14 protein-coding genes are annotated in these 22972 nt (G+C 64.3%); 7 read left to right on the top strand and 7 right to left on the bottom strand.

Annotation, left to right across the window (positions count from 1 at the left end):
• The first annotated feature begins 51 nt into the window (after window positions 1-51).
• From M1D55_RS01380 to M1D55_RS01360, 5 genes are all read left to right on the top strand, one after another.
• Window positions 52-10569, top strand: coding sequence for a hemagglutinin repeat-containing protein (locus M1D55_RS01380; protein WP_456280887.1), 10518 nt, complete (start codon window positions 52-54; stop codon window positions 10567-10569).
• 83 nt (window positions 10570-10652) lie between these two features.
• Window positions 10653-11027 carry a hypothetical protein gene (locus M1D55_RS01375; RefSeq protein WP_456280886.1) on the top strand — a complete coding sequence of 125 codons (375 nt, stop codon included), beginning with the start codon at window positions 10653-10655 and terminating at the stop codon, window positions 11025-11027.
• A 698-nt stretch (window positions 11028-11725) separates the two neighbouring features.
• Entirely contained in the window at window positions 11726-12124 is a 399-nt protein-coding gene (locus tag M1D55_RS01370) for a hypothetical protein (protein ID WP_456280885.1), read from the top strand.
• Between the two features lie 87 nt (window positions 12125-12211).
• Window positions 12212-12631, top strand: a complete 420-nt coding sequence (locus M1D55_RS01365; RefSeq protein ID WP_456280884.1) for a hypothetical protein — start codon at window positions 12212-12214, stop codon at window positions 12629-12631.
• 37 nt (window positions 12632-12668) lie between these two features.
• Window positions 12669-13370, top strand: coding sequence for a tetratricopeptide repeat protein (locus M1D55_RS01360; protein ID WP_456280883.1), 702 nt, complete (start codon window positions 12669-12671; stop codon window positions 13368-13370).
• Between the two features lie 4 nt (window positions 13371-13374).
• Here the strand turns inward: M1D55_RS01360 and M1D55_RS01355 are convergent, their stop codons facing one another.
• Window positions 13375-14247 carry a LysR family transcriptional regulator gene (locus tag M1D55_RS01355; protein ID WP_456280882.1) on the bottom strand — a complete coding sequence of 291 codons (873 nt, stop codon included), beginning with the start codon at window positions 14245-14247 and terminating at the stop codon, window positions 13375-13377.
• A 144-nt stretch (window positions 14248-14391) separates the two neighbouring features.
• Here M1D55_RS01355 and argH point away from each other — a divergent pair, with 144 nt between their 5' ends.
• A complete protein-coding gene (argH, locus tag M1D55_RS01350) occupies window positions 14392-15930 on the top strand; it encodes an argininosuccinate lyase (RefSeq protein ID WP_456280881.1) in 1539 nt (512 codons plus the stop codon).
• A 74-nt stretch (window positions 15931-16004) separates the two neighbouring features.
• On the opposite strand, the gene M1D55_RS01345 is transcribed toward argH, so the two are convergent.
• The 4 genes from M1D55_RS01345 to M1D55_RS01330 all read right to left on the bottom strand — a co-directional run bounded on the left by M1D55_RS01345 (window position 16005) and on the right by M1D55_RS01330 (window position 19455).
• Window positions 16005-16199, bottom strand: a complete 195-nt coding sequence (locus M1D55_RS01345) for a DUF1059 domain-containing protein (RefSeq protein WP_006575970.1) — start codon at window positions 16197-16199, stop codon at window positions 16005-16007.
• 123 nt (window positions 16200-16322) lie between these two features.
• Entirely contained in the window at window positions 16323-16973 is a 651-nt protein-coding gene (gene leuD / locus M1D55_RS01340) for a 3-isopropylmalate dehydratase small subunit (RefSeq protein WP_456280880.1), read from the bottom strand.
• Window positions 16966-18396: a 3-isopropylmalate dehydratase large subunit gene (leuC, locus tag M1D55_RS01335; protein WP_456280879.1), complete on the bottom strand. Its 1431-nt coding sequence runs from the start codon at window positions 18394-18396 to the stop codon at window positions 16966-16968. The genes leuD and leuC overlap by 8 nt, the downstream gene beginning before the upstream one ends.
• 84 nt (window positions 18397-18480) lie before the next feature.
• Window positions 18481-19455 (bottom strand): tripartite tricarboxylate transporter substrate binding protein, encoded by a 975-nt coding sequence (locus M1D55_RS01330; RefSeq protein ID WP_456280878.1) that lies wholly within the window; start codon window positions 19453-19455, stop codon window positions 18481-18483.
• Window positions 19456-19623: 168 nt separating this feature from the next.
• Between M1D55_RS01330 and M1D55_RS01325 the strand changes: the two genes are divergently transcribed.
• Window positions 19624-20550 (top strand): LysR substrate-binding domain-containing protein, encoded by a 927-nt coding sequence (locus M1D55_RS01325; RefSeq protein WP_232205406.1) that lies wholly within the window; start codon window positions 19624-19626, stop codon window positions 20548-20550.
• A gap of 25 nt (window positions 20551-20575) precedes the next feature.
• Here the strand turns inward: M1D55_RS01325 and M1D55_RS01320 are convergent, their stop codons facing one another.
• Together M1D55_RS01320 and M1D55_RS01315 are read right to left on the bottom strand one after the other, a co-directional pair.
• Window positions 20576-22033 carry an MFS transporter gene (locus M1D55_RS01320; RefSeq protein WP_456280877.1) on the bottom strand — a complete coding sequence of 486 codons (1458 nt, stop codon included), beginning with the start codon at window positions 22031-22033 and terminating at the stop codon, window positions 20576-20578.
• Window positions 22033-22902, bottom strand: coding sequence for a ParB-like protein (locus M1D55_RS01315; protein ID WP_456280876.1), 870 nt, complete (start codon window positions 22900-22902; stop codon window positions 22033-22035). Before M1D55_RS01315 ends, M1D55_RS01320 begins: the two co-directional genes overlap by 1 nt.
• Window positions 22903-22972: the final 70 nt, after the last annotated feature.

The raw sequence follows: 22972 nt of genomic DNA, 5'->3' as shown, positions 1-22972 counted from the left end.
AACGCTGCCTTGCAGCATGGTCTGCCGCTACCTCGATACCCGTCCCAAGTCATGAATAACAATCGCTATCGTCTGGTATTCAACAAGACCCGCGGCATGCTGATGGCCGTCGCGGAATGCGCCAACAGCATGCGCAAATCCGCATCCGGTGAAACGGCGGGATCGGCCGCTGCGGGAGCGCAGAGCGTCGTGGTCACCCTGCGCCCCGTCGCCTGGACCATCCTGCTCGCCCTTGGTGCAGTACAGATTGCCGGCGCGCAGATCGTGCCCGACCATGCCGGCGGACGTGGCCCCGGTGTCGGCGCGGCACCAAACGGCACCCCTCTGGTGAACATCAACGCCCCGTCCGGCGCAGGCGTATCACACAACCAATACCAGCAGTTCTCGGTGGACGGGCGAGGCGCAATCCTGAATAACGCCACCGGAACCACGCAGACCCAACTGGGCGGCTACATTCCCGGCAATGCAAACCTGGGCGCGAGCGGACCGGCGCGCGTGATCCTGAACGAAGTCATCGGTGCCCACCCCAGCCGGCTGAACGGCTATGTCGAGGTCGCCGGCCAGCGCGCCGACGTGGTGATCTCGAACGGCAATGGCATCTCGGTCAACGGCGGCGGCTTCATCAATGCCAATCGCGCAACGATTACCACCGGCACGCCCGTGTTTGGCGGCGATGGCAGCCTCGCCGCCTTTCGCGTGACGCGCGGCGGAATTCAGCTGGAAGGACAGGGCTTCAACGGCACCAGCCTGGACCAGGTCGACCTGATTGCGCGGTCGGTGACGTTCAACGGTGCGCTGTGGGCCAATACGGCGAACGTGATCGCCGGGACCAACCAGGTCGACTATGCCTCGCTCGGCGTACAAGTGATTCAGGGCGATGGCAACCGCCCCACCGTCGGTATCGATGTAGCGAGTCTGGGCGGCATGTATGCGAACCGCATCCGCCTGCTGGGCACCGAGGGCGGGGTAGGCGTGCGCAGCGCGGGCACGCTGGCCGCGCAGGCCGGCGACTTTACGATCGACAGTGCCGGACAGATATCGCTCGCCGGCACCACGTCTTCCACCGGTTCGCTGCTGATCCGCGGCGCGCAAGGGGTCGACAACCGCGGATCCACCGCGGCCCGCACGACGCTGACGGCAACCAGCGAGGGAACGATTGTCAATTCTGGCGCACTGGTAGCCGGCAACGATCTGGCCCTTGCAGGCCAATCGGTGCAGTCCACCGGCACGCTCGCGGCCGGCATCGACGCCGGCGGCAACATGACCCAAGCCGGCAATCTGACACTGCGCGCGGCGCAATCGGTCGCCGCCAACGGCCAGAACCTGGCCGGGACGCGCCTCGACGCCAGCGGCGGCACTGTCAGCCTTGCGGGGAGCCAGACGCGAGCCAACGTCGATATCGCGCTCGAGGCCCAATCCGGCGACCTCGATTTGTCGAACAGCACCTTGGGTGCAGGTCAGGCGATCAAGGCGGATGCCGCAGGCATGCTGCGCACGGATGGCGTCAAGGCGAGCGCCGCACGCCTGTCGGCATCGGCGCAGAGCCTGTCGAACCGTGGCGGCGCGCTTTACGCAAAGGATGGCGCGCGCGTTGCCGTACGCGGCGACGCGGACAATACCGGCGGCGATATCCTGACCGATGCCGGAATTCTCGATGTATCGGCCCAGGGCGCGCTGGTCAATGCGAACGGCCGCATCGTCAACGCCGGCACTGGTGAGACCATGCTTCGCGCGGCGCGCGTCGAAAACAGCAACCGCGGTCAAGCTGCCGGTGCCGGCACCATCGGCGGCAACGGCACGCTGACGTTGAGCGCCGACGTGCTGACCAATATCGATGGCGGCCGGTTGGTGGCCGGCACAGACCTGACGCTGCAACTGGCCCAGGCAGGGAACAACTCTGGCGGCCGGATTCAGGCGGGCACGCAGCTTTCCCTCCGCGGCGACCAAGCGGCGTGGCGCAACGACGGCGGCACGCTGTCCGCCAGCGCCATCGATTTTGACGGGGCGACGCTGTCAAACCGGCAGGGCAGCGTGCTGGCCAACGGCGCGTTGCATGCGCGCTTTACCGGCGACGTCGACAACACCGGCGGCACCCTGCAAGCGGGAGACACGCTGGAGTTGAACAGCAACGGGACGGTCACCAACGATGCCGGGCAAATCGCCAATACCGGCACCGGTTCGACCGATATTCGAGCCACCGCGATTCGCAACCTCAACGGCGCGACGCTGGGCGGAAACGGCAGCGTGAGTCTGACCGCGCAATCGCTGGCGAACACACAGGCGGCGCGCATCGTTGGCGGCACGGACGTGGCCCTGCATCTCGGGCAATCTGTGGACAACGCCGGCGGACGCATCCATGCCGGGCGCCAACTGAGCAGCGAGGGCAGCGGAGCCGCATGGCGCAACGATGGCGGCACAATCTCCGCCAAGACAGTTCAGCTCACCGGCGCATCGCTATCGAACCGGCAGGGATCGGTGTTGGCGGACGAAGCGCTCAACCTGACGCTTCTGGGCAACCTCGACAACAACGGCGGCACCATCCAGGCCGGTCAGTCGCTGACCGTGGCGGCAAGCGGCGTCGTTGCGAACGATGCGGGCGAAATCACCAACAGCGGTACGGGCGACACAGCCATCACCGCGGCAACCGTGGCCAATACGAACGGCGCCCTGCTTGGTGGCAACGGCGCATTGGCCGTCACGACCGATGAGCTGTTCAATACCGGCGCCGCACAGCTTGTCGGCGGCAAGGACGTCAGCTTGCGAATCGGCCGCGCCGCGGACAACTCGGGGGGAAATATCTATGCCGGCCAGCACCTGTCGATCGACGCCAGCCAAGCTGCGTGGCGCAACGACGCAGGTACCCTGTCGGGAAAGTCGCTCGACTTCGCAAGCCGCTCCCTGTCGAACCGACATGGTACGTTGCTGGCGGAGGACGACCTCGATGCCACCGTCGGCGGCGATGTCGACAACGGCGGCGGCACAGTACAAGCCGGCAAGACGCTCGCAGTCAACGCCGCCGGCCATATTGCCAATGATGCCGGGCAGGTGATCAGCACGGGCACCGGCAATACAAGCGTGGCCGCGGCTTCGGTGAACAACACCAACGGCGCAATGCTGGGCGGCAATGGCGACGTCGCGCTGCGGGTGCAACATCTGGCCAATACTGCCGGCGCGCAACTGGTATCCGGCCGGGCATTGCAGGCCGATATCGGCCAGGGCTTCAACAATGCCGGAGGCAAGGTGTTCGGCGGCACCGGCCTTGGCATTACCGGCTCGCAGGCCCTGCTGGCCAACGCCGGCGGCACGCTGGCTTCGGGCGGCAGCAGCACCGTGCAAGTGGGATCGCTGGACAACCAGGCCGGCAAGCTGATCGCCGATCGCGATATAGCAGTCGATACCGGGGCAATGACCGGCGTGGGGACCATGCATGCAGGGCAGGATCTGCGTGTGAGCGTCCAGTCGGACTACGCCAATGCTGTGGGCAACCAGCTGAAGGCAGAACGCAATCTGGAGTTTCGCGCGGGTGGGACCTTCGAGAACCGGACCCGCCTCGAGGCCGTGAATGCATTGACGCTGACCGCCAACCGCATCGTCAATGAAGCTGGCGCGGTGGTGAACGCATCGAACACCACGCTGAATGCGGCCGCCGACATCGCCAACTCCGGCCGCATCGAGGGCGATCAGTTGGAGATGCACAGCGACGTGCTGACCAACACCGCGACGATGATCGGCGGCGTCGTCACCGCGAAGGCGCGGGAGGTGAACAACGCCGGTGCAGCCGCCATCATGGCGGCCACCGATACGCTTAATGTCTACGGGCGCGATCAGGTCAGCAATACTGGCGGCGCAACGCTTTATACGCTGGGCGACCTCAATATCGCCGCCGATGGCGAACGCGATGACCGCGGCCTGCTCAGGAACCGGTCCGGCCAGGTTCTGAACGACAGCAGCACGATCGAGGGTGGCAGCAGCTACAGCGTGGTCGAGATCGCCGCGCAAAACGTGCTCAATCAGCGTCCGGCACCCACCGTCATCAGCGATACCACGGTCGAGACCAAGCACGAGCTCAAGCGCGAGAAGTACATTCATTGCGCGACAGGCAATGCCTATCCGCAGATGGGCTGTACCCAAGAGGTTTGGGAAGGCCCCTACAAGAAGCCGATCGATGCCACGTTCAGCGCCAGCCAGATCGTCTCGCGCGACGATGAGAAGAAGCGTGTCGTCGTGGAGATCAACGGCGTCGCGACACAGATCGACTACAACACGCTGACGGACAGCGGCGGTGCCATCTCGCTGAACTACTGGGACGGCTACAACCGCGACATTCACTACGATCCTGGCACCGAGTACGAGACGCGCAACGACGGACCGCGCGGCTGGCAGCGCGTCGAGATCGCACGCGACACGACCACGACAACAACGACCGAGCGCGATGCGAACCCAGGCCAGCCCAACGCCAACCTGATCTCGGGCGGCGACATGATCCTGGCAAATGTCGGCAGCCTCGAGAACCGCTACAGCACGGTGGCGGCCGGCGGCAACATGCTGATCGGCGATCAGGCGCAGAACGGTGAGGTGGCCACCGGCCAGTACGGGACCACCACGCTGACCAATATCGGCCAGACCTTGTACCAACGTGCCACGCAGGAGATTGTCTCGACTTACGCCTGGAACAAGGACACTAGCCAGGCAGTCGGTCCCGTGGCGCAACCGACCGTCGTGAAAACGCCGGTCGCAGTAGGAAAAATCGGCGGCACGATCACCGCTGGCACGCGGCTGACCGTCTATGGCGGCGAGATCCACAACGAGGATGTCGGCCGTGCGGACCCCATGGCGGGCACGGGCAGCACGACCGTGACCGGCGCATCGGGCACGACGGCGCCCTCCGTCAAAGGCGGTACTGGTGGCCGGACCGAAGGCAGCATCACCGGGGCAACCGCCGAGGCACCAACCGCCATCGCGCGTGGCACGTTGGCCAATGCCCCCATCAGCCTGCCCAGCAACGGCCTGTACACCTACCATAGCGAACCCGGCTACACGTACCTGATCGAGACCGACTCTCGCTTTACCAACTACGGCAACTTCGTATCGTCGGACTACATGCTCGGCTTGCTCGGCATCGAGCCGGCCATGACGCAGAAGCGCCTTGGCGACGGATTCTTTGAACAGAAGCTCATTCGCGACCAGGTAACGCAACTGACCGGCCGCGTTCACCTTGCGGGTTATGACAGCGCGGAGGAACAGTACAAGGCGTTGATGGCCGCCGGCGTCAATGCGGCCAAGGAGTTCAACATCCTGCCCGGCATGGCGCTGACCGCCGCGCAGATGGACGCCCTGACCACCGACATCGTCTGGCTGGTGTCCGAAACGGTGACGCTGCCCGATGGCACCACCCAGGAAGTACTGGTGCCGCGCATCTACCTGAGCCGCGCTCATGCGGCCGACCTGCAGCCCAACGGTACGCTGATCGCCGCCGACGACATCGAGCTGCACAGTGCGGGCACGATGAAGAACAGCGGCGTCATCGATGCCGGCAGTCGCCTGTCCGTTGCCGCCAAGGAGGACGTGGTCAATCGCGGTGGTGCCATCCGCAGTCAAGGAGTGACCGCCATCTCTGCCGGCCGCGACATCGTCAACCAATCGGGTCAGATCGGCGGAGACAAGGTCGGATTGGTGGCCGGCCGCGACATACAGAATGTCACGCTATTCGATCAGCAAGGCATCCAGTCCGCCGCCGGCAATTCGAAGGCCTCCACCAGCCTCTACGGTCAGCAGGCCAGCATCCAGTCCAGTGGTGACATGTTGATTTCGGCCGGCCGAGACGTCACGGCGTCAGCGTCGAACATCGCGGCCGGTGGCAACGCCATCGTCATCGCCGGGCGCGATCTGACTTTGGACACCCTGGCAGGCAAGACGCAGCAGTCGGTGTACAACAGCGACAAACACCACAGCGCGGACAGCCGAACCGAACATGCCGTCAGCACAGTCAAGACCGGCGGCAGCCTGACCACCACCAGCGGTGGCGACACGATCCTGAAGGGCACCGATGTCCAGAGCGGCACGGACCTGACCATGGTCGCCGGCGGCGACCTGGCAATCGCCGCGGTCACCAACGAAACGACGCATGACAACGTGGCCCGCCAGACCAAGCGGCGCCAGCTCGAGGAACACAGCCGGGATCAGACCACCGTTGGCGCGAGCCTGACCGCGGGCGGCAATGCAACGCTGGCCGCGGTCAAGGCGGCCGATCAAGGCGGCGGCATCGATCGCGCCGATGGCAAAGGCAATGTCACCGTGACCGGGGCGACGATTACGGCCGGCTCCGACGGCAAAGGCAACGGGGCATTGACGGTCGTAGCGGACCGCGACGTGACCATTGGCGAGGCCCGCGAGCTGCACGACAGCAGCCTCGATATCCAGCGCAAGGGCGGCAGCTTCGTGTCGCGCTCGTCCAGCAGCCTGCAGACCAGCAGCCATGCAGACCTTGGCGTGGGCAGTACGCTTTCCGGCGATTCGGTCGCGGTAAGGGCCGGCAACGACCTCACCGTGCGCCAGAGCGCTGTCGCAGGAACCGAGGGCGTGGCGTTGACCGCGACGGAAGGCAATGTGCTGATCACCGCCGGTCAGAACTTGCGCGAAGACAGCGCGTCTCGGCAACAGAGGAAGTCCGGCATCTCGGCCTTCGCAGGCCAGGGCGGCATCGGTCTGACGGTGGGCAGCAGCAGCGCCAGCGGCGCCAGCCACACGCTGGCGATCACGCAAAGCGACGCACGCAGCGTGATCGGAGCCAGCAATGGCAACGTGACCATTACCGCGGGCAAGGACGCCACCATCATCGGTAGCGACCTGGTGGCTGGACGCACAGCCGACAGTGCGAACGCCGCCGCCGGCAACATCGACATCCTCGCGGAGAACGTCACGATCGCCGAAGGCATCGATCGCATCTCCCAGTCGTCGAGCGCCAGCAGCAAGTCGAGCGGTATTACTGTCGCGCTGGTCGGCACGCCTTACGACACAGCGAGGAATCTGAAGGCCGCACAGGAGAACTCCAGCGGCGTCTCGCGGACCATGCAGACCGTGCGCGAGCTCGGCGCGTCTGCACTGACGGTGCCTCAGATCGCCGTGTCGGTCGGCAGCAACAAGAGCAGCAGCCAGTCGTCAAGCGACGCCACGGTCAGCAGCGGCAGCAGCCTGACCGGTGCCGGCGACATCCGCGTCCGGGCCAAGGGCAATGGCCAAACCGATGCCGATGGCAAGGCGTTGGATGGCAACATCCTGGTTTCCGGCAGCAATATCAATGCAGGCGGTGCAGCTATCCTTGACGCGGCTCGCGACGTGACACTGCGCGCCTCCACCGACAGTTATACGGAGGCAAACAGCGCCAGCAGCAGCGGCTGGAAGTTCAACAACGCCGTGCCTAGCCTTGGCGATGTCGCTCGCCATCTCGGCGGCGGACCGAACAACAGCGGTGTGGGCATGGTGCCTTACGGCAGCCAGAAGGCGAACGCCAGCGGCGACATTGCCAGCAGCAAGCAGAACGCCAGCGTGGTGACGGGCAACACCGTCGCCGTGACCGCCCGCACCGGCAACATCACGATCGCCGGCAGCGGGATCGCGTCGGAAGGCGATGCCGCGCTGTCGGCCGCTAAGGGCAAGATCGATATTCTGTCTGGCCAGGATACCCTCTCGCAGCGCTCGGACAGCTCGAGCCGGCAGATCGGCGACCTCGGCGGCAGCGGCTACTCGGGCACGATCGGCGTACGGAGCGAGTCGCACCATATCGACACCGACCAGGCCACGCAAAACACCATCCGCAGCCAGGTCGTCAGCAACGGCGGCAACGTGACCATCGTCGCGAAGGACGACATCACCGCCCGCGGTGCCGACATTGCCGCAGGCAACGACGTCACGATGATCGGCAAGAACGTCGTGCTCGATCCGGGCGTCGATGCCGCGAGCCAGAACGAAAGCCACCGCGTCAGCCAGTACGGCACGACGCTCGCCCTCTCCGGCTACACGGTGACGGCAGCCCAGGCGCTGGAGAACGCTGCGCGTGCTGTCGAGGAAAACAAGGACAGCCGCGTCGCCACGCTGTACGGCGTACAGGCGGGACTGGCGGTCGCCAACGGCATCGCCGGGATCCAGGCGGTGACAAGCGGCGGGGTCAGCTCCACCGCGGCGATCAAGGTCACCGCCAGCATCGGCGGCGGCAGCCAGAGCAGCGAATCGCACAGCCAGTCCAGCAGCCATCAAGGCAGCACCGTCAAGGCAGGCAACGCCGTCACCATCGTGGCCACCGGCTCGGGCGGCAAGGATGCCGACGGCTACGCCGTGGACGGCGACATCACTGGTCATGGCGCGCAGATCGAAGGCAAGACCGTCAACCTGAGCGCCGCCAGGGACGTCAATCTGGAAAGCGCACAAGACCACAGCAGCCTGGATAGCCGCAGCCGAGGCAGCAATGCCAGCATCGGCGTGGGCGTCGGCATTGGCGGCGACCAGAATGGCTTCACCCTTGAACTGGCAGCCAGCCAGAACAAGGCAAAGGCCAACGGCGAGTCGGTGACGCACCAGAATTCGCACGTGGTCGGTACCGACAAGGTCAGCGTGACCAGCGGCCGCGATACCAACCTGAAGGGCGCGCAGCTGATCGGCGATACCGTCGAAGGCACGATCGGCCGAGATCTGAACATCGAGAGCCGGCAGGACACCGAGACCTATCGCTCCCGTGAATCGTCCTCGGGCATGCAGGCCAGCGTCTGCGTGCCGCCGTTCTGCTATGGCACCACCGTCCATGCCAGCGGCAGTGTCACGCAGGGCAATACCGACAGCACCTACCGCTCGGTGCAGGAACAGAGCGGCATCTACGCCGGACAAGGCGGGTTCGACGTCAACGTCAAGGGCAACACCGACCTGAAGGGCGGCATCGTCGCCAGTACGGCCGAGTCCAACAAGAACCGCCTGACCACGGGCACGCTGACGAGCAGCGACATCGAGAACAAGGCAGAGTACAGCAGCAGCACTTCTACCATCGTCGGCAGCTATAGCGGCGGCAGCAGCGTGGCGGCCAGCGATCCCAACCTCGGCCCCGTACAGCCGGCCCACGTGGAATGGGCGGGCAACACCAACCTGCTGCAAGGCGCGGCCAACAGCCTCGCGGCTACAGCCGCCGGCAATGCGCAAAGATCAATCGACGGCAATGCGGCCGGTATCACGAAGAGCGCGATTGCGGCTGGCACCGTCGTTGTTACTGATGATGCCGGGCAACAGGCGAAGACCGGCAAGTCGGCGGACGACACCGTCGCAGAGCTGAACCGCGACACTGCGAATGCCAATCAGAGCATCGACAAGATCTTCGACGCGCAGAAGGTAAAGGACCAGCAGGAGCTCAACCGGCTCAAGAGTGAAGTGGCGCAGCAGCTGGCGCCGATGGTCTATCAGCAAGTGGGTGACGTGCTGGTCGGAGCGTCGCCCGAGACGAAGGCGGCTGTGCACGCGCTTGTGGGCGGGCTGATGTCGCAGGCGCTGGGCGGCAGCTTCGCGGCGGGTGCGGCCGGTGGCGCGGCGGCGTCGCTGGCCATGGAGGCCTTCGGGCAGACGTTGCTTGAGCAGAAAGACCTTAGCGAAGCCGATCGTAAGGCGTTGGTGCAGTTGGCTGGGGCTATCGTGGGCGGTACGGCCGGAGCGGCGGCAGGTGGTTCGGTATCGGACATCGCTGCGGGTGCCAATGTCGGAAAGGTGGCGACGGAGAACAACTATCTGAGCCACGTTGAACGCGAGAAATATGAAAGGTCGAAACAGGCATGCGGCAACGGCGATGCAAACGCTTGTGCGGAGGCGAAGACCTGGGAAACGCTCGATCAGGAGAAGGACCGCAATCTGGCTGGTTCTGTGAATCGATGCCGTACCGGCGAGGACTGCCAAGGGGTGTCGGATTTTATCCTCGACCAGATGAAGGCAGCCGGATGCGGCACTAATCCATCGAGCACGGACTGCACCAAACTAGGCAACGCCTGGTTGACCGCCCAGACGAAAGCCCAAGGTCTTGAAGCCCCTCTAATATCCCCGGATGATCTGATACCCTCCAAGAGCCTGTCTGCGCTCACTATCGCCGGCGTGAAGGGAGCCATCGCTAAGCTTGCGCAGGTTGGCCTTCTGGGCATAGTGAAAACGGCTGATGCAGAGGTAGCCGAATCCGTGGCCAAGCTCGCCGCCAGAGGAAGCGCCGCGGCTGTGGGCCCAAATCCAGGTCGGACTACCGTATATGTATCAACGGCAGCAGACGGGATAACTCAGTATGTCGGAATCACAGATGATGTAACAGCGCGTGCGGCTAGGCACCTGTCCCAGAAGCGGATTGTGATCGACCCAATTCCTGGTCTACAGGGTATTTCCCGAGAAGATGCACGTGCAGTCGAACAGGTACTAATCGAATTTAATAAGTTGGGCAAAAATGGAGGATCACTGATGAACAAGATAAATAGTATTGCTACCACCAATCCAATTTACGCAGATTCCCTAACCAGAGGCGCTGCGTTGCTCAAATGGGCAGGCTATCCGGGATTCTAAACATGATAAAGACAGGGGATGTATTTAGCATCAAGACGAAATGTGGTCTTGCATATTTCCAGTACACGAAGAAAGTCGCCCCGATGGGGACCTTGATCCGCGTGCTGCCGGGAATCTATCACGCAGAGCCGTCTGATTTGCCAGCTTTGGTCGGTCAAGCAACAAATTTCTGGATTTTCTTCCCAGTCGCGGCTGCCCTGAAGCAAAAGATCGTTCAGAAGGTCATGAACACTCCCGTGCCTGAGCATTCACGTCAAACGCCAGTTTTCAGAGCCGGTGTTGTCGATCCATCGACCGGTAAGGTGGGGACCTGGTGGCTTTGGGATGGTGAACGTGAGTGGAAAATTGGCGGCCTGACTGATGAACAGAGAAAGCTGCCCATTCGCGGCGCATGGAACGACACTATGCTTGTGGAACGAATCGAGGCTGGTTGGCTTCCGGAGAAGGATGACCGGTAGCGTGGCGCCTAGTCTTCTTGCACACTGCTCATAATGACATTCATCCGAAAGAAATTTGCCTACAGCCGATATGATAGCAGTCTCGACGGGAAGCTTCTTGAAGATATAACGCGAAGGGATCGCCCGTTGGAATTACTGGAAAGCCTTCCTGCAAGCGGTGACTAGCTAGCCGCAAAGGCGGTGTTAATGCGAGCCGCACTGTTTGCTCACCCCAACATCCAAACTCAATTATTCATAAAGTTAGCCATAGCTCAGACCCCTACGCTTTCGTGCGCAGCTTGGTAAGGAATGTCTTCAGCACAGCCTCTCGCGGACACGGCCTGAATCCCGACCCGGCCCCAAGCCCGAGAGAGGATGCGTTCAAATCGGTGGCAGATGTCTACCTGTCCGCCACCGAAGGGGCCATGCAAATGGCACAAGCAGATGTGCATGATGTACCTGTCCGGTCTAGCTGGATTACGCAATCGCCCACCGCAGGCAGTCGAGAAATGCCCACGCCAGTGCGGGCTCCGGATGCTGCCGGCGCAACACGTAGCTGTTGAATACAATCGCAGGCCCGAACGGCAGCACGGTGTTGCTCAACTTGGCGGATTTCCCTTGAGCGCAGATCAGGTTGCAAGATATATACCGTCAAATGCCGCTCCCCGGTTTTCGGCATCATCCAAAAATGGTTCGATCACGGTGCCAAACGCGAGGTAATGATGTCACTTGCAATGAATATTGAGTTGTCTACAGATTGTCGCTTCGCCGACGTGTTCGGATGCATCGAGGCCCTTGATCCGACTTACATCGATAATGAGGATGATAGAGTTCGCGCCACCATCTCGAATGGTTTAGTATCTATTTTGGCCTATGTGGAGAATCCGCCGAGCGAGGTCGTTACTGCAGGCTTGCCCCAACCAAAAAACTGGCTGGTTGGCATGAGAGTCTCGTTTCAATATCGTAGTGCCGGCTATGAAACCGCAATGCGTGCAGCTCGCTCCTTTGTGGAGCACATGGCAGCGCGCACGCAAGCCGAGTTCATTCTGTCGTTTCAGTACGATAGCGTTTATGCGATTCGGGATTCTGCTGGGCTTCATTTTCTTGTTGACCTCTAGACTACGAAGTAGCGTAGCACAGCGGGAAATGTTTGGAGGCGAAGAGTCTGTTTTTCCAATGTACCCTTATTGCAGTGATAAGGATATATGTCCCAGGATTTCGTCGTCTACCTGAAGCAGCGCGACATGCCGTCACCTGTGGCATGGGGTTCTGCCATCGTCGAAGCTGGATTTTCCGCAAAACTATATACAGACTTTGATGTACGATCCTTCTCGGGTTTTCTGCCTTGCTCGGTCAATGATGAAATTTCGGGCTTCGAATACTACGCATCCGCTGTCTCGGCGAAAGAACTAGAGCAGTTGCAATTGGCGCAGGAGATTGATTTCTCGATCCTTTTTTGTGCCGGATCGCGACCTTCGGAGTTAATCGCGGCCCTTGCAGCTTCGAGTGTCCTCGCCGCAATGTCTGACGGGACTATAGAAGATCCGCAGGTTGGTGAGTTCATCGCCGCGCCCAACGCCATTGCCTGGGCCAGATCGAAGCAGGCGAGATTGCTGGCAATGTGACAATGAATGCAGGGAGGTCGCACCTAGCTTTGTGCCAATGAAATTCACATTGAGCGACTCACTGGCGGTCTCCTTTGGATCCGGAACAAGAAGTGGTGCTCGTCTAATCGACTTCATCGTCAATAGAACCATCACGCGATCATGCTGGCCTATAAACAATGATTTTTTGAAGATGAGAAGATCAGGGTTAATTCTCTTTGCTTGCATTGCAATCTTCAGTGCTCCCTCTCAGGCAAGAGAGCCGTTGGGATTGCTAAGCTGTGACAGCCTGAGCTGCGCGTCCCCATTGTTTGCGTATTGTGTGAACCGCGTAGAGCGCGACGGCCTATTGCTCGGGATCACCGAATCGGATCAAGAACAGCGAAGAGCTATTGCGGCCTGCTACAAGGCATCCGAGCTCGGCCTGCCTGAAGCGCAACACTTTGTTGCCGGCATGAAAATGGTGGGGGCGCTAAGGGGGCGCGGCGGGGACGCTGATATCAAGTCTGCAGCAGAGCTGTCTATCTCGGCGGCGGAGCACGGACATGCTATGGCTCAGCAAGAAATTGGCCAGATGTACTTCCGTGGTGCGCCAGGCTTCGAGAAGAGCGACGTTAAGGCGTATCAATGGTTAAAGCTCTACTCGCTGCAATCCCTGCGCTCGGAAGAGCCACCAGAGTTAATGCAACTCCGACGGTCGATGAAGGAAGAGGAATTGCGGGAAGCGGAGAAAATGGTCGAAGCTTGGCGCCCCAAGTGAAGGACTACGCGATCGCCCGCCGCAAGCACTCCAGAAACGCCCGCGCCAGCGCCGCCTCCGGATGCTGCCGCGCGCGCAGCACATAGCTGTTGAACACGATCGCCGGCTCGAATGGTAGCGCCTTGACGCCGGCAATGCGCAGGCTGCGGATCACCAGCGGATTCACCACGCTGACGCCCAGGCCCATGCTGACCATCGTGCAGATCGTCGCCGCGTAGGGCGTTTCCAGCGTCAGCTTGCGGCGATCGGGCGCGAAGGCCGCGTCGATGGCGGCGCGCGTGCCGTCGCCGTGCGTCAGCGAGATGAAGGTCTCGCCATCGAGATCGCGGGCGACGACGCGTCGCTTGCGCGCGAGACGGTGATCGGCTGGAACGATGCAGACGCCCTGCACCTCGCGCAGCGAGCTGGCCTCCACGCCCGGCGTGTCGGCTACGTACGAGACCAGGCCGAAGTCGCAGAACTGCGTGGCGGTCCATTTCGCAACGGTCGGCGAGTCGCTGGTATGGACCGAGATCGGCACGTCGGGGTGCCGTTTGCGAAATTCACGGATGGCGGGCGACATCACGCTCATCGCGATCGACGGCACCGCGCCGACGCGTAGCGTGCCGGTGCCCACTTGTCGGATCGCGCGGGCGGAATCGCGCAAGGTGTCCAGGCCGACGAAGGCGCGTTCGACATCGCGAAACAGGGCCTCCCCCTCGGCGGTCGGTACCAGGCGTCCCGCGATGCGCTCGAACAGCCGGAAGCCCGCCTCACGTTCCAGCTGGGCAATCACGCGGCTGACATTCGGCTGCGACGTATGAAGCTGCTCGGCCGCGATGGTCATCGAGCGCGACAGCATCACCGTGCGGAAGGTCTCGATCTGCTTGAAGTTCATCGTGTCGTCGGCGAAAAAAAGGGCGCGACGATGGTATATCAAAACCGTATGCATTGGCCCGATATTGTGATTTGACGATATGCGGCATGCATTTCCATACTGGCCCCACGACACAACATCCCCCTCACCGAGGTTTCGGGCCATATGGACACGACAGCAACCAACGCCACCAGCAACGCCCCCTCGAAAGTCAGCCGCCGCCTGCAGCAGGCGACCGCTCCCGAAGTCTGCGAACTGATCTACCTGCCGCGGCTGAATCGCGACTTCGGCAGCGGCTTCCGTTACCTGACCGACATCAACCAGGCGCATCTGCTGATGCTGCATGCCGCGGGACTGGTGCCGCGTCCGTTGGCGGCGCGAATTGCGCGAGCGCTTGAGGAGATGGAACACGCAGGCCCCGACGCGGTACCGCTCGACCCGGCGCGCGAGGACGCTTACTTCAACTACGAAGCCCAGCTGATGCAGACCGCAGGCGCCGACGCCGGCGGACGCCTGCATGTCGCACGCAGCCGCAACGACATCCTGGCGACCCTTGACCGGCTGCGCGCGCGCGACGCAGGGCTGGCTCTACTGGAGGCAATCCAGGACCTGCGCACGACCACGCTAAACATGGCGCAGCAGCACGTCGACACCGTGATGCCCGGCTATACCCATCTGCAGGCGGCGCAGCCGATCACCTACGGCTATTACCTGGTGGGTCTGGCCGATGCGTTTGCCCGCGATGCCGAACGACTGCTGCGTGCGCTCGATACGCTGGACGCCTGCCCGCTCGGTGCCGGTGCGTTGGCAGGCACCGCTTTCCCGATCCGGCGCGAGGAAACCGCACGGCTGCTCGGCTTCTCGCGCTGCGTCGCGAACGGGCTCGACGCGGTGGCGTCGCGCGATTTCGCCTGGGAAATGATGTCGGCGATGACGATCGCGGCGGTCGGCTGGAGCCGCGTCGCGCAGGACTATTTCGTCTGGTGCACGCCGGAGTTCGGGCTGATCGATTTCCCGGACAGCGTAGCCGGCACGTCGAGCATCATGCCGCAGAAGAAGAACCCGGTCGTGCTCGAATACCTGAAGGGCAAGGGCGCCCATCTGACCGGCCTGCTGACCGCCGCGCTGTCGACCGTCAAGGGCACGAACTTCTCGCACACCGGTGACGGCAACCGCGAGAGCATGCGCGGCTTCTGGGAATGCGCTGACGAATGCGTGCGCAGCGCCAAACTGCTGACGCTGGTGATCGGCGCGGCCACGCCGCTGCGCGACAACATGCTGCTGCGCGCGCGCCGCGATTTTTCGGCGGCGACCGATCTGGCCGATGCGCTGGTGCGCGAGGCCGATCTGTCGTTCCGCGAGGCGCATCACATCGTCGGCGCCGTGGTGCGCCAGGCGCTGGACGCGCGGCTGCCCGCCGACGGCATCACCAGCGAGATGGTCGATATCGCGGCGCGCCAGCAGATCGGCCGCGCCATCGGCCTGAGCGACGAGGCGGTGCGGCGCTGCCTGGACCCGGTGCAGGGCGTAAGCGCCCGCATGTCGTCCGGCGGGCCCTCGCCCGCGCTGGTGCGTACGCGGCTTGTCACGATGCAGGCCGACCTCGAGGCGGCCGCCGCCGATCTGCAAGCCCGGCGCGCCGCGGTTGCCCGCGCGCGCGAGACGCTGAAGCGCGAGAACGCCGCGCTCGCCGCCACCCCGTGAGAACGAAACCGCCGGCCCAGGGGCCGGCGGAAGGTCATGGCGCAGTCTTCTGGCTGCCGGAAGTCATCCCGGCATTACTGCGGCGGCGAGCCCTCCTTGAAGGCCGCCCTGATCTGCTCGCGCAATTGCGGCGAATCCTGATGCTGGTGGACCGTCACCGCATGCTGCACAGCGGCCTCCAGCAATTCGTCCTCGCTGTCGGCGCTGATCGCCACAGTGCACTTGGTGTCGCTGGGAATTTCCCGGCAATCGATATATTTGCGTCCCATTGCTGCCTCCTGACGCTGCCTGCATGAAATGGCGGAACGAATTCCGCGCTGGCACCACCGGCGCGACACCGGTCAAGGCCGGCGGGCTGCATTGAGTATAGGCAGGCGGCAGGCAATCGATGCTTACCCGGCGCTGCCGCTGAGCCGCCTGCGCGTCGCCGCGGCGATGTCCCGCGTCCATGGCTCGGCGGCCCAGCGGCGCTCCGCGAACGCCTCGATCTGCTGCCGATACGCCAGCGACAGTCCGATGATGTCGAGCCCTTGCAGGAACATCTCGCGATGACGCGCTGACAGCGTAAAGCCCGCATCGAATCCATCGGCGCGCACGCGCATCGCATCGATATCGATGCTCACGGGACCGCCGTCGCTGCCTTCGGCAATCTCCATCAGCGCGGCGACCTGCTCCGGCGGCAGCATCACCAGCAGCAGCCGGTTGTTCATCGCGTTCGAATAGAAGATCTCGCCGAAGCTCGGCGCGATCACCGCGCGGATGCCGTATTGCTGCAAACCCCAGACCGCGTGCTCGCGGCTCGAGCCGCATCCGAAGTTGGAGCCGCCGATCAGGATCGACGTGCCGGCATATGCCGGGCGGTTCAGCACGAATTGCGGACGCGGCTGGCCGTGCGCATCGAAGCGCAGGTCGTACAGCAGGCCCTGCGCCAGCCCGGATTTATCGATGCCGCGCAGGAACTGCTTCGGCATGATCTGGTCGGTGTCCAGGTTCTCGATGCGGATCGCCGCGGCCTTGCCGTCGATGCGAAGCGGTTCAGTCATGGTGATGCTCCAGTGCGCGGACATCGGTGATGCGGCCGGTCACGGCGGCGGCGGCCGCCATTGCCGGACTCATCAGATGGGTGATCGCCCCCCTGCCCTGCCGGCCTTCGAAATTGCGGTTGGTGGTCGACGCGCAACGCACGCCTTCCTCGAGCACATCGTCGTTCATCGCCAGGCACATCGAACAGCCCGGCTGCCGCCATTCGAAGCCGGCCTCCATCAGCAGCGCGGCAATGCCCTCGGCCTCGGCCTGCGCCTTGACCGCGCCCGAGCCGGGCACCACCATCGCGCGCACACCGTCGGCCACGCGGCGGCCGCGCACGACTTGCGCGACCGCACGCAGATCCTCGATGCGGGCATTGGTGCAGGAACCGATGAACACGTGCTGGATCGGCGTGCCGGCGATCGGCGCGCGCGCTTCCAGGCGCGTATAGGCCAGGGCCTGTTCGGTGCTGCGGCGTGCGGGACCTTCGGGCTGCTCGATCGGATCGGGAATGCGTCCGCCCACCGGCACCACCTGGTCGGGGCTGGTGCCCCAGGTGACATGCGGGGCGACGTCGCTGGCATCGAAGCAGTGCTCAACGTCGTAGACCGCGTCGCCATCGCTGCGCAGCGCGCGCCAGGTGGCCAGCGCCTGTGGCCGCAATGCGTCGTCGATATCCGGCGCGCGTTGCAGCACGTAGTCGATCGCCGTCGCGTCGGGCGCGATCAGCGCGCCGCGCGCGCCGGCCTCGACCGCCATATTGCACAGCGTGAAGCGCGCCTCGACGCTGAGCGCTTCGATCGCGCTGCCGCAGAACTCGACCACATAGCCGCGCGCACCCTGGGCACCGATCCGGCCGATGATCATCAACACAAGATCCTTGGCCGTGGTGCCGGCCGGCAGTGTGCCGTCAACGCGGATCCGCATGTCCTTCGCCAGCCGGTAGACCAGCGTCTGCGTGGCCAGCACGTGCTCGACCTCCGAGGTACCGATGCCGAAGCCCAGGGCGCCCAGCGCGCCATAGGTGGTGGTATGGCTGTCGCCGCAGATCACCACCATGCCGGGCCGGATCATGCCGTGCTCGGGCGCGACCACGTGCTCGATGCCCTGCAGCCGGTCGTTGGTATCGAACAGCGCAATCCCGTGCCGATCGCAATTGGCCTTCAGATTGCTCGCCTGCAGCGCCGACGCGGGCTCGGCAATCACGCGGATCGCGCCGGGCTGCGTCGTCGGATGCGTCGGGATGATATGGCTGACGACGGCGACGTTCTGGCCCGGCATCAACACCGGCCGGCCCTGCTCGTGCAGGCCGGCGAAGGCCTGCGGGCTGGTGTACTCGTTCATCAGATGCAGGTCGCAGAACAGCAGGACGTTGTCGTCGTCCAGCCTGACGACCGTGTGCGAATCGACCAGCTTGCGATAGAGCGTGCGGGGGGTCATGCAGGGTTCCCAATGAGGCGATATGTCATGCCGCGATGTTCCGCGGCGTGTGGCACGGGCAAGGTTGCGGGCAATGTTTGCGGCTTATTCCGCCGAGATGCCGCGTTCCTTGATCAGCTTGGCCCACAGCGGCATTTCCTTCGCGAGGCGTGCACGGGCCTGCTCCGGCGTGGTCGGCATCGGATCGAAGCCCTCGCGCACCATGCGCGCCTTCAGCGCCGGCGCGTTCAACGCGGTATTGAGCGCGGCGTTCAGCTTGGCGATCACCGGCTGCGGCGTGCCGGCCGGCGCGAACACCATGAACCAGGTTTCGAAGGCATAGCCCGGCAGACCAGCCTCCGCGATGGTCGGCACATCGGGCATCAGCGCCGAGCGCTTTGGGCCCGTCACGCCGATCGCGCGCAGCTTGCCGGCCTGCACCTGCTGCTGCGCGGCAGACAGCACCGGGAAGCTCATGTTGACCTGGCCGGCAATGGTGTCCATCAGCGCCGGACCGCCGCCGCGATACGGGATATGTTCGATCGGCACATTGGCCACGCTCTTGAACAGCTCGGCCGCCATATGGAAGGTGCTGCCCGGCCCCGCCGAGCCATAGGTGTACTTGCCGGGCTGGGCCTTCAGCATCGACAGCAGCCCCTTCAGGTCCTTGGCTGGCAGCTGGTTGTTGACCACCAGCACGTGCTGGGAACTGGCCACCATGCCGATCGGCGCTAGGTCCTTCTGCGTGTCGTACGGCATCTTCGCGAACAGCGAGGGATTGATCGCCAGCGACACGGTCTGCAGGCCGATCGTGTAGCCGTCGCCGGCCGCCTTGGCTACCGCGTCGACGCCGATATTGCCGCCGGCGCCGCCCTTGTTCTCGATCACGATGGTGCCGCCGAGCGCTTTGGCCCATTCGTCGGCGACCAGCCGCGCCGCGATATCGGCGCTGCCGCCCGGGGCGTACGGCACCACCAGCTTGATCGGCCGCTCGGGATAGTTCTGCGCATACGCGCCGGCGGCGCCGACCGTACTACCGAAAGCCAGCGCAAGGCCGGCGCAAAGACGTTGCAGTTTCATCGTTGTCTCCATCCACCCGTGGGTTGGTCGTTATGGTTTGGTCATTGGTCTTGTAGTGCGAGGCATCGTATCATTGATGAAAACCAGCATAATTTCCGGTCGGATCATGCTTGATTAACTAGAAGTCATGAATCGGCATTTCCGCTCGCCGCAACAAACAGAGCCTCCATGGACGGTTTTTCCGATCTCGCCTTCTTCGCCACCGTCAACAAGCACGGCAGCCTGGCCGCCGCCGCGCAGCAACTCGGCGTCACGCCGCCCGCGGTCAGCAAGCGCCTGGCCGCGCTTGAACGCCGCCTGGGCGTGCGCCTGCTGCAACGAACCACGCGGCGGCTCAGTCTGACGCCGGAGGGCGAGACCTATCTGGTCGAAGGCGCCCGCGTGCTGGCCGAACTGGAGGCGCTCGAGCGCACCGTCGCGGGCAGCGGCGCGACGCCGCACGGCCTGCTGCGGATCAGCGCCACGCTCGGCTTCGGCCGGCGGTATATCGCGCCGGCACTGTCGGCGTTCGCGCGGCTGCATCCGCGCGTCGAGGTGCAGCTGCATCTGAGCGACCGCCCGGTCAATCTGGTCGAACAGGGTTTCGATGCATCGATTCGCTTCGGCGAGTTGCCGGACGCACGGCTGACCGCCCGGCTTCTCGCCAACAATCGCCGCCTGCTGTGCGCCACGCCCGGATATCTGAAATCGGCCGGCACACCGGCCACCCCGCAGGATCTGACACGGCATCAATGCATCTTCATTCGGGAGAGCGACGAGACCTTCGGCACCTGGCATTTGCGCAGTGGCGCGCGGCAGGAGACCGTCAAGGTGCGCGGTGCGCTGAGCACCAACGATGGCGAGTCGGCGCTGGGTTGGGCGCGCGAAGGGCACGGCATCCTGGTCCGTTCGGAGTGGGACGTGGCGCCGCTACTGCGCAGCGGCGAGCTGCAGCCGGTGCTGAAGGAGTGGAGCCTGCCGAACGCCGATATCTACATCGTGTTCCCGACGCGCAGCCATCTGTCGGCGAAGACCCGCGCGCTGGTCGACTTCCTGCTGCAACGCTTCGCTGCGCATCGGCGTGTCGACAGCGGTGCGCCGCACAACGGCTGGTGATCGTGACAGCGGTGCGCCGACGCGCTTACTCGCGGTATGGGCGCAGCGGCGCGGCCACGGCCTCCAGCGGCTTGCGTTCGGCATCGACTGCGTATCGCCACGCCAGCAGCCCGGCGACGATCACCAGCGCCGCGCCGATCGCATAGCCGATCGCTACCGCCTCTCGGCTGCCGGTCTCGACCAGCATGCCGAACAGCGCCGGCGCGGCAAAGCCGCCGGCACCGGTGCCGATCGCGAAGAAGATCGAGATGGCCAGCGCGCGGATTTCGAGCGGGAAGACCTCGCTGACGGTCAGATACGCCGAGCTTGCCGCGGCCGAGGCGAGAAAGAACACCGCCGACCAACACAGCGCCAATCCGCGCGCATCGACCCAGCCCTGCACGAAGGCCCAGCCGGTCAGCGCAAGGCCCACGCCGGACAGGCAATACGTCAGCCCGATCATCCTGCGCCGGCCGACCTGGTCGAACAGTGGACCCAGTATCAATGGACCGAGCACGTTGCCCAGCGCAAAGGGGAATAGATAGAGCGCGACGCGGCCATCGGGCACGGCGTAAAAGCGCGTCAGCACCAGCGCATAGGTGAAGAAGATCGCGTTGTAAAAGAAGGCCTGCGAGATCATCAGCGCCAGCGCGACCACGGTGCGCCTGCGATAGCGATGCAGCATCACGTCGGCGACCTCGCGCCATGGCGTCGCCTGCGCCGCGGTGCGCGGCATTTGCCTGAGCACGGTATCGTCCCGAACGGTATGCGCGGAATGGCCGTAAACCTCGGCCTCGATCCGCTCGACGATGCGCAGCGCCTCTTCCGGGCGGCCATGCGTGAGCAGCCAGCGCGGGCTTTCGGGCACATCGCGCCGCACCAGCAGGATCGCCACGGCGAGGATCGCGCCGAGCGCAAAGCCGGCGCGCCAGCCCAGCTCGGGACCCAGCACGCGAGGGTCAAGCAGCACCAGACTCAGGCCCGCGCCAAGCGCCGCGCCCAGCCAGAAGCTGCCATTGATCGCCAGGCTGACGCGTCCGCGCACGCGTGCCGGCACCAGTTCGTCGATCGCCGAATTGATCGCCGCGTATTCGCCGCCGATGCCCAGACCCGTGACGAAACGGCATAGCGCAAAGACCGCGAAGTTTGGCGAGAAGGCGGTCGCCAGCGTCGCGCCCATATAGACAGCCAGCGTCAGCAAGAACAGCCGCTTGCGGCCAAGGCGATCGGTCAGGCGGCCGAAGATCAGCGCACCGAGCACGGCGCCGGCGATATAGATGGAGCCCGACCAGCCGAATTGCGCAGCCGACAACCCGAGCGTATCGGGCCGCTGCAGCACGCCGCCCAGCGAGCCGACCAGCGTCACCTCGAGACCGTCGAGCACCCACGCGACGCCGAGCGCGATCACCACGCGCCAGTGCCAGCGGGACCACGGCAGCCCATCGAGCCGCTCAGGCAAGGCCGCCGCCAGCGCGACCGTGCTCGCCTGCGTGCCCGCCGTCATCACGCCTTTCCGTCGGACTTGCCGGATTTGCCGGATTTGGCCGCCTTCGCGCCCTTGCCCTTGCCGGCCGGCTTGGCATTCGCCTTGCCGCGCGGCTTGTCGCCCTCCCTGTCCTCGAGATGGCCCGGCAATCCGCGTGCCTTGCTGCTGCGTGCCAGCTTGACCGCATGCGCGAGCGCCAGCGCGAAACCCGAAACCGTGTCGAGCCGCCCATCGATATGACGGCGAAAGAAATCGGCCCAGCGGAAATCCGGATACGCCTGCTTGACCTTGTCGTAGCCGCCGGCCAATTGCGCGTAGGCCTCCAGACTGCGGTACGGATCGTCGCGCATCTCGGCCAGCGAATGCGGCAGCGCCGCGAGCCCCTGCCGCTCGCCGTATTGATCGTAGGGATGGACCAGGTGCCGCGCCTCCATCTCGAGCCAGAAGCGATCGGGCGGCAGGCCGCTCCAGTTGTGCTTGATCACCGCCGGCACGGATTCGATGCCGAGTTCGTACCACGCGCGCGCCCAATGATGGTGGTCGATCACGTAGAACGCCGGACCCGGGCCAATCACGACATGGATGCGATGCCGCTCCATCAGCTCGATCTGCTTGCGGCCCTGATGGCGCAGCGTCACGTCCATCTTGCTCTGCACGTGATACAGGCCGACCGTCATCTGCGTCGGCCGCAATTGCCTGACCGGCAGCGTGACACGGGCGCCCTTGCGCCAGATTTCACCAGTGAGCGCCTCCGCCGGCGGCGCCGATATGACACCGCCCGCCGTCGTCTTGTCGTCAACCGGATCCAAAGATTCGCGCAGCCGGGCGGGCTCGCCAATGCGTTTCATTGCCTTGCCCCCCTTGTGACCGTCTTGCCGTGGGTTCATGCGGGCCTTTGGTGGTTTGTTGATGCCCCGGGCGGGGCAAGAAGCATGCCGTAGCGGGATGCGTTTTACG

The organism is Cupriavidus sp. JZ107, from assembly GCF_053903255.1.
Note: the sequence above shows the minus strand (reverse complement) of the source record. Positions and strands in the feature narration are given on the sequence as shown.